The sequence below is a fragment of the Pseudomonas sp. BS3767 genome, assembly GCF_900099665.1.
Classification (GTDB): Bacteria; Pseudomonadota; Gammaproteobacteria; order Pseudomonadales; family Pseudomonadaceae; genus Aquipseudomonas; species Aquipseudomonas cerasi.
This window is the reverse complement of the sequence record NZ_FNCX01000003.1, coordinates 538,851-553,289: the sequence shown is the minus strand read 5'-3', so window position 1 is coordinate 553,289 and position 14,439 is coordinate 538,851. Positions and strand designations below refer to the sequence as shown.

The following is a 14,439-nucleotide window of genomic DNA, read 5'->3' as shown; positions in this document are numbered from 1 at the left end:
CACACAAGGCGTGCCAGGCAACTCACTGGCCGGAGAGCCGGTTTACTCAGCGTTCCGCACCTGGCCTTCAAGCTCGGTCTTGAGGCCGGGTTCCAGCTTTAACTCACGCGCCAACTCATCGAGGTAGGCGCGTTCCATGAAGTGCTCTTCATCCACCAGCATCACACTGGCGATGTACATTTCCGCCGCCATTTCCGGCGTGGTCGCGGCCCGGGCCACCTCTGCCGGGTCCAGCGGCTTGTTCAGCTCGGCGTGAAGCCATTGCTGAAGCGTCTGATCGTTGTTCAGTTTGGTGAACTCACCTTCGATCAGTTCGCGCTCACGCTCATCGACATGGCCATCGGCCTTTGCGGCGGCGACCAATGCGCGCAGGATTGCCTGGCTGTGCTGCTCGGCTTCAGCCTCGGGCAGCCGGTCGATGGTTTGCGGTTCACGTTGAGCGGCAAGCCCCTGGCTGGACTGCCAGTTGTTGTATGCCTTGTAAGCCAGTACTCCCAGCGCCGCCAGGCCTCCGTAGGTCAACACCTTGCCACCCATCCCGCGGGTACGCTTGCCGCGCAGAAGACTCATGGCACCTGCGGCCAGAGCGCCACCACCGGCGCCGGACAGCAGACCACCCAGCCCATTCTGGGAACCGCCCTGTCCTTTGCCACCGCCAAGCAGGCTGCCGAGGCCATTGATCAGTGAGTCGCTGCCCGACGATTGCTTGCCGGATTTGCCTTTGTTCTTGTCCTGCAACATGCTTTGTCCGGACTTGAGCAATTGATCGAGTAAACCACGCGTATTCACAGGAAGCCTCCTACAAGGTTTGTCAGATGAGTCATTGACCAACAAGTTGAAGAGAAGTCACTGTCTGGCTATTACCGGTGTGCTTCCGGATGTTACGGGTTTGAGCAGATACCCGTTCGTCAATCTGCCTCGCGTATTGGTGAACTGCGTGCAACCCGCACCTGTGGCGAAGAGTCAATAAAGTACAGGCTGCAGGTAAAAGCAGGTATGCAGCCCCTTTCCTGAACTGAGCAAACACACATCCCTATTCATATGAATACCCTTGCCTCTTCATGCAGATCTTCAGGAGCTTGTCCGAAGTGATATCGCCCACTGGTTTCCCGACCGCCAACGGCAAGGCCGCCGGGATTATCCGATCCAGGGACTGGAGTCAGACTTCACTCGGACCGATCGAGCATTGGCCGGTATCGCTGAAAAACACCCTGAATCTGATCCTGAATTCTCCGGAGTCCATGTACCTGCTCTGGGGACCGGATCTGGTGTTTTTCCACAATGACGCCTATACCCCGATCCTCGGCCCGCGCAAGCACGACGCTATCGGCGCACTCATTCCGGATCTGTGGGCAGACGTCTGGGACCAGGTCGCGCCGCTGGTGATCGACGCGCTCGCCGGCAAGCCCTGCCACTACCAGGACTTGCCGCTGTCCATGGCACGCTACGGCGAGGTCGAGCAGACATGGTGGTCATTCTCGTTTTCACCGGTCATCGACGAGCATGGCGTGGTAGTCGGCATGTTCTGCATCACCAACGAAACCACTGCGCATGTTCTCAATCAGCAAGCGCTGCAGGAAAGCGAGCGCAAACGCCTGAAACTGATTGATGATCTGGTCAGTCTGGAACGACAGCAGACCGCCAGACTTGAACAACGGACGCTGGAGCTGGACACGTTTTGGCAAATATCTCCTGACCCGCTGGCGATACTCGATTTCAACGGTATCTTTCTGCGGGTAAACCCGGCCTGGACAGCGCTGCTGGGCCACCCGGAACAAGAGCTGCTGGGCACCTCCATCATGACCCTGCTGCATCCGGATGATGTCAGCAACACCCAGAATGCTCTGAAACACACTGTCAACCATGTACTGCCGCTGTTTGAAAATCGTTATCAGCATGTCGACGGCAGCTACCACTGGTTCGGCTGGACTGCGGCACCCGGCAACGGAATCATTTTTGCGCTGGGCAAGCACCTGACCCACGAAAAGGACCGCATCAAAGCATTGCGTATTGCCGAAGAGGCCTTGATTCAATCGCAGAAAATGGAAGCGGTCGGGCAACTGACCGGCGGGCTGGCTCATGACTTCAACAACCTGCTGATGGGCGTCACCGGCAACATGGAGCTGCTGCTGTCGAGGATCAGACAGGAACGCTTCACGGAACTGGACCGCTACATCAACGCAGCGCTGGAAGGCTCGAGACGCGCGGCATCCCTGACACATCGGCTGCTGGCATTTTCGCGCCGTCAGACGCTGGCCCCCAAGGCCACGGATATCGATCTTCTGGTCGCGGGCATGGACGAGCTGATTCGGCGCACCGTAGGTCCGGCCATCGATATGCAGGTCAATGCCTCACGCGGGCTATGGGCGACCCTGGTTGATCCGCATCAACTGGAAAATTCGCTGCTCAACCTGTGCATCAACGCCAAGGACGCCATGCCCGATGGCGGAAAACTGCTGATCCAGACGGGCAATCGCCACCTGACGGCAGTCACGGCGACCAAGTATCAACTGCCCACAGGCCGTTATGTGGAACTGTCCGTCAGCGACACCGGCACCGGCATGAGCAACGACGTCATGGCGCGGGCCTTCGACCCGTTCTTCACCACCAAACCGATAGGCATGGGCACCGGGCTGGGGCTGTCGATGATTTACGGTTTTGCACGGCAGTCCGGTGGCGGCGTTTACATTACGTCAAAGGTTGGCGAGGGTTCGAAAGTCTGCATTCTGCTGCCGATGCACGAAGGCGAAGCTGAAACGGTGGTCTTCGATGACAGCCCGTTGCAAGTCCCCGCTTCCAGCACGAGTGACGAAACCATTCTGGTCGTCGATGACGAGCCCGCCGTGCGCTTGCTCATTGCCGAGTTGCTTGAAGACCTTGGCTATATCGTCTTGCAGGCTGAACGGGGTGCCGATGCCCTGACCATTCTGCAGTCCAAAGCGGCGATCGACCTGCTGATCACCGACGTCGGTCTGCCGGGAGGCATGAATGGTCGTCAGGTCGCAGACGCGGCGCGGGATGTCCGGCCCGACCTGAAAATCCTGTTCGTGACTGGTTATGCTGAAAACGCCGCGTTGGCGCATGACACGCTTGAGCCGGGCATGCATGTGCTGCCCAAGCCGTTCGCGATTGCCGAACTGATCGGCCGCGTCACCGAACTGCTGGAAGGCGAGTAAAAAAATTGAGCGCCGTGCGGCGCTCATTTATCGGGTATTGCCAGCAGAGACCAATTGGCGATCAGTCGCGCAGGTCAGACTCATGAATGGGCTGATCACGATGCGTGGCGCGTTGATACTGCGCAGGCCAGGTTGCCAGGCGGCCACCCAGGTCTTCATCGGCGCGCAGTGGCCAGTACGGATCACGCAGGAGCTCACGCGCCAGCAGGATGATATCGGCCTGCCCGGTGCGCAGAATATGTTCTGCCTGAGCCGGATCGGTAATCATGCCCACCGTGCCCGTCGCGATGTCGGACTCCTTGCGAACCCGCTCGGCAAAGCGCGTCTGGTAGCCTGGACCAACCGGAATTTCCGCATTGGCTGACGTACCGCCCGATGAGACATCGATCAGGTCCGTCCCGATTGCTTTCAAGCGACGCGCCAGCTCGACGGTTTCATCGGCGTTCCAGCCGTCTTCCACCCAGTCGGTGGCGGACACGCGAACGAACACTGGCAGCTCTGCAGGCCATACCGCACGCACGGCTTCGGTCACTTGCAGTGTGAAGCGAATGCGGTTCTCGAATGAACCACCGTACTCGTCGGTGCGCTGGTTGCTCAGAGGCGACAGGAACTGATGCAGCAAATAGCCATGGGCGGCGTGGATTTCCACTACCTTGAAGCCTGCCTCCAAGGCACGCCGCGCAGAATCGACAAACGCCTTGATCAACTCCTGAATCTGCGTTTCGCTCAATTGCACAGGGGTCGTGTGCTGCGGATCGAATGCAATCGCTGAAGGCCCGACTGGCGTCCAGCCGCCTTCATTGAGAGAAATACTGCCATGCTTGCCAAGCCACGGGCGCCAGGTGCTGGCCTTGCGGCCGGCGTGCGCCAGCTGGACGCCTGCAACTGCGCCCTGAGCGTTGATAAAGCGCGTGATGCGTTGCAGCGGTTCGATCTGTTCGTCGTTCCACAGCCCAAGGTCTTCGGGAGTGATGCGGCCGTCCGGCGTCACCGCCATCGCTTCGGTGATGACCAGTCCGGCACCGCCGACGGCACGGCTTCCAAGGTGAACCAGATGCCAGTCATTGGCCAGGCCGTCGACACTGGAATACTGGCACATCGGCGACACTGCGATGCGATTGCGAAGGGTCAATTGGCGCAGGGTATAGGGTTCAAGCAGCAGGCTCATGGCAACCTCTCGTAATGAAAATTCAGGTGTCCAGGTTCCGTTCATTCAAAGAACAGGTTTGGCAAACCGTGTAGTGTCGACAACCCGGTGGAGAGAGGGGTTCCTGCTATCGTCAACGCGGTGCGATATGCACCACCATCAGCTGCACGGTTTCGTTGCCGCGAAACTCGTTGAGGTCGAGTTTGTAGGCCAGCTCGACCCAGCGGATATTCGGATTGGGCCAGACATCCCGGTCGACGCCGAACGCAATGCCATCGAGCTTGACGCTGCCGCACTCGGTCTTGAGCACCATCTTCAAGTGACGCTCGCCCACCACCCGTTGCTCGACCAGCTGAAACACGCCGTGGAACAGGGGCTCGGGGAAGTGCTGCCCCCAGGGACCGGCATTGCGCAGCGCGCGGGCCAGTTCCAGGTGGAATTCCTCAACGGCCAGCGAGCCGTCGGACAGCAGACGTCCGGTCAGGTCCTGCTCATCGAGTTGACGACGCACCTCCAGATCGAACGCTTCGGCAAACGCCGGGAAGTTCTCTTCAGGCAGCGAAAGACCTGCCGCCATCGCGTGGCCGCCAAACTTGCTGATCAGATGCGGATGGCTGGCCGCCACAGCGTCCAGCGCATCGCGAATGTGAAACCCCGGCACCGAGCGGGCCGAACCTTTGAGCACACCCTCCCCGGCGCTGGCGAACGCGATGGTGGGTCGGTGGTAACGCTCCTTGAGACGCGAAGCGAGGATGCCGATGACCCCTTGATGCCATTCGGCATCGAACAGGCAGAGGCCGAACGGCATCGACTCTACCGGCAGGTCCTTGAGCTGGGCGAGCGCTTCACGCTGCATGCCCTGCTCGATGGATTTGCGATCCTGGTTCAACTCGTCCAGTTGCACGGCCATTTCCCGCGCCAGTGTCGGGTCGTCACAGAGCAGGCATTCGATGCCCAGGCTCATGTCATCCAGGCGCCCTGCCGCGTTCAGGCGTGGCCCGAGGATGAACCCCAGGTCGGTGGAGGTGATGCGCGAAGGTTCACGCCGGGCCACTTCCAGAATGGCGCGCAGCCCGGGTCGGGCACGTCCGGCACGGATACGCATCAGCCCCTGATGAACCAGAATGCGGTTGTTGGCATCCAGCGGCACCACATCGGCCACGCTGCCCAGCGCAACCAGGTCCAGCAGCTCGCCCAGATTGGGCTGGGCACGCTGACTGCTCTCGAACCAGCCGGTCTCGCGCAGACGCGCACGCAAGGCCATCAGTACATAGAAAATGACCCCGACACCGGCCAGCGACTTGCTGGGAAAGGTACAGCCTGGCTGGTTCGGGTTGACGATGGCGTCTGCGGCAGGAAGCTCATGACCAGGCAGATGGTGATCGGTCACCAGTACCTGCAAGCCGGCCGCCTTGGCCGCCGCCACGCCCTCGACGCTCGAAATACCGTTATCCACGGTGATCAACAGCTGAGGTTCGCGCTGCAACGCCACTTCGACGATTTCCGGCGTCAGGCCGTAGCCATATTCAAACCGGTTGGGCACCAGATAATCCACATACGCCGCGCCCAGCAGACGCAGGCCCAGAACACCCACGGTGCTGGCGGTCGCGCCATCGGCGTCGAAATCGCCGACGATCAGCATACGCTGGCCCTCGCGTAGCGCAGTCACCAGCAGGTCTACCGCAGCATCGATCCCCTTGAGTTGCTGATAAGGAATCAGCCGCGCCAGGCTTTTGTCCAGTTCGGCCTCGCAGGCCACACCTCGTGCTGCGTACAGTCGAGTGAGCAAGGGCGGCAGGTCGCCGAGGAACGGCAAGGTGTCGGGCAATAGACGAGGTTCGATGCGCATGCGGGTCAGCTGATTCTCTTTGCAGTGTCGATGAATGTGTTTTCGATCGGAACCGGCGGCTGTCAGCCGCGCTCGCCCGCAAGCCATTGCAACTGGACTTCATGCTGGCCGCGGTCGTCAGTGACGAACACCGTCCCTTCACTGATCATCACATCCCACTTGATGACCCGCGGCATGTCCTTGGCCAGCACTTCCAGCACTTCCTGCGGGACGGCGGCGATATTGACGTTTTTCAGGTTCTTGATCGCCGGGATGACCTTGCCTTCCCAGACGCGCAGGCTGCCATAGGCCAGCAGGCTGGTGCGTTCGGTACGGCGCGAGCACCAGGTCAGTCGGTCGGCGTCCGGCTGGCCGACTTCGATCCAGTGCAGAACGCGGTCATCGAGGCTTTTTTCCCACAGCGCGGGTTCGTCCACATCAGACAGGCCGCGACCGAACGACAACTGTTCGTTGTACCAGAAGGCATAGGCCAGCAGACGCACGGTCATGCGCTCTTCGGTTTCCGAAGGATGACGGGCAATGGTCTGCTTGACGCTCTCGTACACGCCGCGATCAAGGTCGGTGAGGTTGAGTTCGAATTTGTAGGTCGTGGACGGCTGGGCCATGAACGGGCTTCTAGAGTCTGGAGGGAAGACAGCAAGTCTACCCGATGCCGGGCCTGTGAACGAACTTGCTCGCGCAAGGATGTGCTTGCCCCCCATTTGCAGGACGAACAAAAATCGATAATTTGAAACAAATTTCTGATACATATCTGTGCTAAAGACGATCTGCAGCGAGCACCCGAACTCCCAACCGGGGCACCTGAATGTGACGCCACTGGCGCAGCACCATTCAAAGAGCTGCCAACCCTACCTCAGACTGTTGAACCCTTTTCGAGGATGACACCCGCGAATGCCCCTTCCTGCCTCGTGCTGTACAACGGCTCGATTGATGCTCGCCCTGTCGCTGGCTGCCATGTCGTGCGTCAGCCAGGCCAGGGAGACGCTGACCTGGCTGATGCGCGACATCCCCCCTTCCACGATTTTTTCCGGTGCCATGCGCGGCCAAGGTGCAATTGATCAGTTGATGCCCTTGCTGACAGCACGAATGCCCGAGTACAACCACGTGCTGATGCGGGTCAACCGCGCCAGGGCTCTGCAAATGCTGAGCGACGACACGTCTCTCAGTTGTGATCCCACCATGCTGTGGACGGCAGAAAGAGCCAGAACCCTGCTTTTTTCCATACCGATCGGCGCCATCCTCAGCAGCGGCCTGATTGTGCGCAAGGAGGAGATGTCGAAGTTCGAGCCCTACGTGGAGGACGGAAAGCTAGACTTCGCGGCCTTGATGGCCAGCCGGACGATCAAATTGGGCATCGTTGCCGAACGCAGCTATGGAGAAATGATCGACCACACGCTGCACGACGTCGATGAAGATATCCTCGTGCCGCACTACGGTAACGATGCGGTCGGCAGCCTGCTGCAAATGGAGCGTCTGGGGCGTCTGCAAGCCTTTATCAGCTTCTGGCCGGAAGCGCGCTATCAGGCCATGCAACAAGGCATAAGGCCGGAGGAACTGGCCTTCTTGCCGATCAAGGACAATCCTGCATACCAGTTCGTCTATGTCAGTTGCAGCAACTCGCCCAAGGGCAAGCAGGCCATTGAACTGATCAACCGCGAGATGCGCGTGCTGCGTGAAACCAGCCTGATGGGCTTTTATGCGCAGTGGCTGGAGCCCGCGCAACGGGCCAGCTACCTGGAAGACGTCAAGGCACTGCTGGACAAGGAATGACCGGACAAAAGAAACCCCGGGCAGAGGGGGACCTGCTCGGGGTAAACGTGACCTTATCGGTCATGACGTCAGCCGTTGATCACCGGAGCACAATGATCAAAACTGACGTAATGCATAGGAGTGCAGCGAACCCTTCAGGTTCCAGTTCCTTTAACGCCGGTTAAGCAACTGTTAAGCAAAAGATGGGGTGCCGACAAACGTACGGCTGATTGCAGCATTGCGCATGGCGGCAATGACGCAGGGTTCGATTCGCCCCTCGGCAACCATAAGATCGCGGCGCAGACCGTCTACCACGTCGGTGAGCTGACGTTTGTCGCTCAGTTGATCAGCGCTGAATGCGCGCTCGATCACACAGGTGCCCGCTTTATCTTTCAGAGTCACCAGACGTTCGCCCCGAGAACCGGCCGGGCCAATACTGGCCTGATAGGGAGCCAGCGCTTCGCTTAGCAGTAAGCTGATATTTTCCATCCGGATCACCACTCAACAGTTTGAATGCAAAGGTGCTAACCAATGACCATCGGCGACAGCAGAAAGTTCTTTCTATCGCCAGATCGCAGCACCTGTCTGTCATTTCGAGCATGCCTGCTGAATGTGACAAGGAAAAAACCGGACGCCGATGCCAGCCGAAAGTGAGCTTGTAGGAAGAATCCAACACAATTCCGCTACGCGTCCTACAAGGTGCCTATGCTCTTGATCACTGCGTTAAACAAGTCCATCGCGTGCAATACCCGTATAGCCCTTTTGACGGAGCCATCCCTTGAGCGATTCCGCTGATCGCCGGTTGCGGGTCATCGTGGCTGATGACCACCCGATTTTTCTCATCGGCCTGCGCGTTGTACTGGAGCAGGACAATCTGGCCAGCGTCGTCGCCGAGGCCTGCAATCCGGACGAACTGCTCCAGGTACTCGAACGCCACGCCTGCGATGTGCTGGTGACTGACTTCATGATGCCCGTCGAACGGCAGAACGACGGCCTGCGTCTGCTGCAACGTATTCGCCGGGATTTCCCGGCGCTGCCAGTGATCGTTGTCACCACCCTGAGCAATGCCGGACTGTTTCAGTCCATGCTGGACCTGGGTGTCCGGGGTTTGTTGAGCAAGGCCAGCCTTGCCGGAGAACTGCCTGCTGCCATCAAGGGGGTCAGGCGCGGTGGGCTTTTTGTCGCCGATTCGGTACGCAGGGTACTCAGAGAAGCACGCCAGCATGGGCCCGACGCGCTGCTGCAGGCAGATCGCTTGTCGCCAAGGGAGCTGGAAGTGTTACGCCTGCTCTCGGCTGGCCACACGGTGGGGCAGATCGCGGCGCAACTCAATCGCAGCAAACAGACCGTCAGCGCCCAGAAAGTCGCCGCCATGCGCAAGCTCGGACTGGCCAATGACGCTGCTCTGTTCATTTATTTGCAGGAAAGCGGTCTGTCCTGAGGCGGGTTGTCTCTGGAAACAGCTTGCAGATGGCCGCTGTCACGCTCCGCCACCCAGCGCATGAAGGCCGAGGCCGGCATCGGGCGGGCAATGAAATACCCCTGAATGGCGGGATCGCCCAGCGCCAGCAGACTGTCAACGTCTTCAATCGTCTCGACACCTTCAACCACCACCGACATCGACAGCCGCTGCGCCATGAACAAAGCACCGGCCACGACCGCCGATTTACGCGCGTCGTCGGCCATGCCGCGCACGAACTCGGTTGGTATTTTCAGCTCGCTGAAAGGTAATTGCAGAAGGCGGTCGATGTTCGAAGCGCCCATGCCAAAGTCATCGATAGACAACTTGCAACCCTGCATGCATAACCTCAGCAGGCCTTCGAGCTGCCAGGTTTCCGGGCGCGCGGCGTCCTGCTCGAGGATTTCCAGGGTCAGCGCGGTGGCCGGTACGCCATGCCGGGCAAGCGCTTGCATGATCTGCTCGGCGAAATCCAGCTGCTGCAGCACTTGCGGGTCAATGTTGACGGCAACCGACAGCGGCTCACCCCGCTCGCGCATGACCTGCGCAGAGAACTGCAGGGCCTGATCCAGGACCCGCCAGGTCAATGCAACGGTCAGCCCTTCAGCCTCGATGACGTCGATGAATCGCCCGGGTGCCAGCAGCCCGTACACGGGGTGCTGCCAGCGAACCAGCGCTTCGGCACCCAGCAACTCGCCCTGCAGACTGACCTTGGGTTGAAAATAGGTGATCCATTGTTCGGCAATGGACGCCACGTCTATCGGTCCGCTGCGTGTAGGGTCAAACAATTCGATAGCGGAAAGAGCTCTGAACGCGCTGCCCGTCGGTGCCTGCTCTACACAGTCTGTCCGACCGGGCCCATACGCCTCGAGCAACTCGTACAACGCCCCGGCGGACGCAGGTTTCTGCACATACCCCAGAACGTTCAGGCCTTGGGCGAGCGCCAGTTGCGCGGCCCCTTCCAGCACGCAGGCGGCGGAACAGCTGACGATAATCAGCGCACGCGCCAAACCGTTCTCTGCCATGAAGCGGATCAATTCCAGGCCGTCAGGCCCTTCCATCTGCAAATCGCAGATCGCGATGTCGACCGGACCACGGCTTTGCAGGGAAAGCCTGGCGACTTCCACGCTATCGGCCGTCAGCACATCGAACACCTGATTGGCGTTGAGCATCTGATGCAGCGCCATCAGCTGGAAGGGATGATCTTCGAGAATCAGAACCTTGAGTGAGTGCACGATCACGCCTGCGGAGTCAGAGCCAGCGGCCCGGGATAACACTTACTGTAGCGGGTCCCGGACACCCGCCCCATAGGACATGTCCTAAACCCGCCACACGTTGTTCGCAAGATTCAACCGCCTGGCACCGCAGTCTCGGGCACGCTCACCAGTTGCACTTCGATATCAGCGCGCAGTCTGGTCATGGCTACTTCCAGTGCCTGCCAGCGTTCCGCCAGACTGGCCGTGCTCTGCAGCCGGACACTGTCGTCCAGCGCGGCACACGCCTTGGCAAGCGGCACTGCGTCAACCAGGCTCGCCGCCCCCTTGAGGCGATGCAGACAGGCGCTCAGCATCTTCCAGTCATTGGCCGACACCGCAGGCTCCAGCAAAGCGTATTCGTGCCTCAGATTCTTCCATAACTCGCCCAGCAACCGTTGCATCTGTTGCGGATTGGCCTGAGTCATGGTTTGCAGCGTGCCGATGTCGAACGTCGGCTCACGCACCCGATCCGCCAGCTCCTGGGCCAGACGCGCCAGTGACAGCGGCTTGATCAGCAGGCCGTCCATGCCTGCCTGCTCGCAACGTGCCGCCTCGTCACTCATCGCGTTGGCGGTACAGCCTATGACCGGGCAGCGCTGACGTTGCTCTTTCTCTTCGATCTGGCGAATGGCCTGGGTCAATGCGTAGCCGCTGATACCCGGCATGTTGCAGTCGGTGATAACCGCATCAAACGCCCCTTCACACCAGCTCGACAACGCCGCCCTGCCGTCTTCGACCGCCGTTACCTGATGGCCAAGAAACTCCAGCTGCCGGGTCAATACCAGACGATTGGCCGACATGTCATCGACCACCAGCAGATGAAGGCTACGCGTGTCGACGGGCGCATCCGCAACATCGTCCGCGGGCAAAACCGGCTCGCTCACCCTGGTCAGCGGCAGGTCGATGGTGACCAGCGTCCCTTTGCCCGGCTCGCTGTGCAGGCTGATGTCGCCCTTCATCAGTTCAACCAGTTGCCGGGTGATACTCAACCCCAGCCCGCTGCCCCCGTAGTGTGCGGCCGTGTCGTCATTTGCCTGGGTGAAAGGCTGAAATACCTGCTGCTGACGCTGCGGATCAATCCCTTCGCCACTGTCCTGAATGCCAATGCGCAGACGCGTGGACTCAGGCGAGTCACTGGTCACATCAAGCGTCACGACCACCGCACCTTGCCGAGTGAACTTCAACGCGTTGCCCAGCACATTGTGCAGCACCTGACGCAACCTCAAGGGATCCAGCCAGTAGTCGCCCCGCGCCTGCCCGGAGAACTCCAGGCGCAGTTCCACCCCCTTTTCCCGCGCCTGCGCGGAAAAAAGCTCGATCACCCCGTCGAAAAGCCCTTCCAGGGAAGTGACAGCCAGTGACAACTGCATGCCGCCCGCTTCGATTCTGGCCAGATCAAGGCTTTCGCCAATCAGCGCTACCAGCTCCGTAGCTGAGCGGTGGGCCACTTGCAGGCCTTGCGAGGGAATCCTGCCCAGGCGCAAGGCCTGTTCGCATTCCAGTTCCAGCAAACCAATGATTGCCCCCATCGGCGTGCGGATTTCATGGCTCATGCTGGCCAGGAAAGCGCTTTTTGCCTCGTTGGCCTGAGCGGCCAGATGCATGGCCTCCTGAAGCTGCTGCTCCAGTTGCTTGCGCTCGGTGATATCGATCCAGCCGCCGAGCAGCCCCTGCAACTGTCCATCGGCGGCGAAGAACGGGACCGTCCATTGCCAGACGTCCATACGTTTGCCAGGCAGTTCGATGGTGCGATCGGAAAAGACCGGCTGATGATTTTCCAGCAGATTGAGGTAATCGGTGTGCATCTGCTCGGCCAGCGCGCGCGGGATCAGATTGACGTCCGTGAGGCGTCGGCCATTCATCTGTTCGAAGCTGATGCCCAGACTCTGCTCGTAGCTACGGTTGCAGGAAATCAGACGCCCTTTGAGATCGCGTACATAAATCGGATTGGGGATACCGTCGAGCAGAGCGTGTTTGAAGGCCAGTTGATCATTGAGCTGTCGTTGCGCCCTTTGGCGCTGGCGAATCTGCACCTTGAGGCGACTGCTCCAGATCAGCGACACCAGACCGGTCAGCAACGCCAGGGACACTACCCAGAATACCCATTGCGGTATGCGCGCCCAGAGCGACGGCTGAGGCAGCGCCGATCCCAGCCACTTCAGACGGACCGAACGCAATTCGGCTACCGGGAACTCTTCCAGCGCCTTGTTCAGAATCCCCAGCAATTCGGGTTGGGTCTTGATCACTGAAAATCTGTCGGGCGACCACTGGCCTTCGACACTTCTGGCAACCTTCAATTGTCCGGACGGAAACAGGTAGGCCCCCACTTCATTCTGAATGGTCGCATCGGCAGCACCACTTTCCACCAGCGCACGGGCCTGATCGTAGGTGTCCACCAGTCGCAGCTGGATCGAGGGGTGCTCGCGCCTGATTAGGTCCTCGAGCGCATGCCTGGCCGGAAGGGCCAGTACTTTCCCGGCCAGACCGTCGAGCGATATGCGCGACGAGCGGTCGGAGCGCACCACGAACATCCAGCTATTGCCGCCGAACGAATAGGTGAAGTCCAGAAACCGGCGGCGCTCGGCATTTTCCGCGAGCGTGGTATTCATGTCGGCCTGACCGGCGCGCAGCATGTCGATGGACTGCTGCGTGGAAGGCGATTCCTGATGGACGAACTGCAATCCGGTCATGCGCGAGATACGTGACAGCACATCTGCGTTCAATCCCACCCAGTGGCCGTTACTGTCTTTGTAGATATACGGTGGGTGCTGCACGGTCGCAATGGTCACACTCGGATGCTTGAGCAGCCAGCGTCGCTCGGCACTGGTGAGGCGAATGCGTTGCCCCTCCACGTCAGCGCCCAGACCCATGGTCCAGCGGCCGAGCACTTCACGACTGGTCGAAGGTGCAATGCTGTCCAGGGCCCGATTGATGAAGGTCAGCAGGCGCTGCTCGTCGTCACGCACCGCAAAGGAGAACCCCACCGGGGGCAAACGACTTTCGAATTTGATCTGCAAATCGAGGTAGGGCCGCAGGGCGGTATAGGTACGGACGATGACTTCGTTGCCGATGAACACGTCCACTTCACCCTGACTCAGCGCTTCCAGAGCACTGTAGAGGTTAGGCGCGATAATGATCTGGCTGTCAGGGTAAACGCGATGCACCACGTCCGAATCGGCATAGCCGTCAAGCAGTACGACCTTCTTGCCGGCCAGGCTCGACAACGGGCTCAAATCGTTGCCGCGGCCAACGACCACCGATCGATCAGGCATGTATTCGGTCGAGAAGGACAGTCCTTTCACACCGCGCTCGAAACCGTTGGCACTGGTCAGCAGGTCTATGTTGCCGTCGCGCAGCGCATCGATAGCCTCGTAACGCTTGGCAAACCCGGTGACCTGCACCGGGAGGTTCAACTGGTCGCTGACCAGCCCCAGGTAGTCGGCACTGATGCCCTGATAACGGTTGCGGTCACTGGTGATATCGATCGGCTCGTAGTCTGCGATCGCAATGCCGACCCGAAGAACCTTGCGCTGGTCGAGCCAGGCCCGGTCCTGATCTTCGAGGATCAGATCCGCCGAAGCCACAAAAGGGGCTGTCAGTGAAAACGGCAAGCTTTGCGCCGCATTGGCTGCCCCGGCAAAAACCAGCGCCAGCAACACCCATACCCTGCGCCATGCGCGGCATCTCGATGTGTTGCCTGCCTCCCTGACTACGCCTTGCATACTTGCCTGCTTCACTACGAATGACTCAACTCAGTGGTTCGAAAAACCAGCGAAGTTTGGCACGTAGAAACAGAAAGGCCC

The 14,439-nt window shown here is 59.8% G+C and carries 10 protein-coding genes; 3 read left to right on the top strand and 7 right to left on the bottom strand.

Translation table 11 applies throughout. The features are described from left to right. Positions 1–42: 42 nt before the first annotated feature. On the bottom strand, positions 43–789 hold the full coding sequence (locus tag BLR16_RS11645; protein WP_054080746.1) for a tellurite resistance TerB family protein: 747 nt from the start codon (positions 787–789) through the stop codon (positions 43–45). 299 nt (positions 790–1,088) lie between these two features. Here BLR16_RS11645 and BLR16_RS11640 point away from each other — a divergent pair, with 299 nt between their 5' ends. After that, entirely contained in the window at positions 1,089–3,176 is a 2,088-nt protein-coding gene (locus tag BLR16_RS11640; protein WP_074805912.1) for a response regulator, read from the top strand. A 61-nt stretch (positions 3,177–3,237) separates the two neighbouring features. Here BLR16_RS11640 and BLR16_RS11635 read toward each other — a convergent pair whose 3' ends face one another. The 3 genes from BLR16_RS11635 to BLR16_RS11625 form a co-directional block, all read right to left on the bottom strand. Next, entirely contained in the window at positions 3,238–4,344 is a 1,107-nt protein-coding gene (locus BLR16_RS11635) for an NADH:flavin oxidoreductase/NADH oxidase (protein ID WP_003391177.1), read from the bottom strand. A 112-nt stretch (positions 4,345–4,456) separates the two neighbouring features. Further along, complete coding sequence (gene recJ / locus BLR16_RS11630) at positions 4,457–6,172, bottom strand: single-stranded-DNA-specific exonuclease RecJ (RefSeq protein WP_074805915.1); 1,716 nt, start codon at positions 6,170–6,172, stop codon at positions 4,457–4,459. A gap of 62 nt (positions 6,173–6,234) precedes the next feature. After that, positions 6,235–6,777 carry a YaeQ family protein gene (locus BLR16_RS11625; protein WP_003314240.1) on the bottom strand — a complete coding sequence of 181 codons (543 nt, stop codon included), beginning with the start codon at positions 6,775–6,777 and terminating at the stop codon, positions 6,235–6,237. A 325-nt stretch (positions 6,778–7,102) separates the two neighbouring features. On the opposite strand from BLR16_RS11625, the gene BLR16_RS11620 reads away from it, so the two are divergent. Further along, complete coding sequence (locus tag BLR16_RS11620) at positions 7,103–7,942, top strand: TIGR02285 family protein (protein WP_003364958.1); 840 nt, start codon at positions 7,103–7,105, stop codon at positions 7,940–7,942. A 171-nt stretch (positions 7,943–8,113) separates the two neighbouring features. Here the strand turns inward: BLR16_RS11620 and BLR16_RS11615 are convergent, their stop codons facing one another. Next, positions 8,114–8,410 (bottom strand): DUF3509 domain-containing protein, encoded by a 297-nt coding sequence (locus tag BLR16_RS11615; RefSeq protein WP_003433423.1) that lies wholly within the window; start codon positions 8,408–8,410, stop codon positions 8,114–8,116. 289 nt (positions 8,411–8,699) lie between these two features. Here BLR16_RS11615 and BLR16_RS11610 point away from each other — a divergent pair, with 289 nt between their 5' ends. After that, entirely contained in the window at positions 8,700–9,362 is a 663-nt protein-coding gene (locus BLR16_RS11610; protein ID WP_003364962.1) for a response regulator, read from the top strand. On the opposite strand, the gene BLR16_RS11605 is transcribed toward BLR16_RS11610, so the two are convergent. Beyond that, positions 9,335–10,621: an EAL domain-containing response regulator gene (locus BLR16_RS11605; protein ID WP_058398139.1), complete on the bottom strand. Its 1,287-nt coding sequence runs from the start codon at positions 10,619–10,621 to the stop codon at positions 9,335–9,337. The genes BLR16_RS11610 and BLR16_RS11605 overlap by 28 nt on opposite strands. Before the next feature lie 107 nt (positions 10,622–10,728). Beyond that, positions 10,729–14,358: an ATP-binding protein gene (locus tag BLR16_RS11600; RefSeq protein WP_074805529.1), complete on the bottom strand. Its 3,630-nt coding sequence runs from the start codon at positions 14,356–14,358 to the stop codon at positions 10,729–10,731. Positions 14,359–14,439 lie beyond the last annotated feature (81 nt).

Coding starts and splice junctions, on each gene's coding strand:
- BLR16_RS11635 (WP_003391177.1), bottom strand. CDS start 4,344: ATGAGCCTGCTGCTTGAACCCTATACCCTGCGCCAATTGACCCTTCGC.
- BLR16_RS11620 (WP_003364958.1), top strand. CDS start 7,103: ATGCTCGCCCTGTCGCTGGCTGCCATGTCGTGCGTCAGCCAGGCCAGG.
- BLR16_RS11625 (WP_003314240.1), bottom strand. CDS start 6,777: ATGGCCCAGCCGTCCACGACCTACAAATTCGAACTCAACCTCACCGAC.
- BLR16_RS11600 (WP_074805529.1), bottom strand. CDS start 14,358: ATGCAAGGCGTAGTCAGGGAGGCAGGCAACACATCGAGATGCCGCGCA.
- recJ (WP_074805915.1), bottom strand. CDS start 6,172: ATGCGCATCGAACCTCGTCTATTGCCCGACACCTTGCCGTTCCTCGGC.
- BLR16_RS11615 (WP_003433423.1), bottom strand. CDS start 8,410: ATGGAAAATATCAGCTTACTGCTAAGCGAAGCGCTGGCTCCCTATCAG.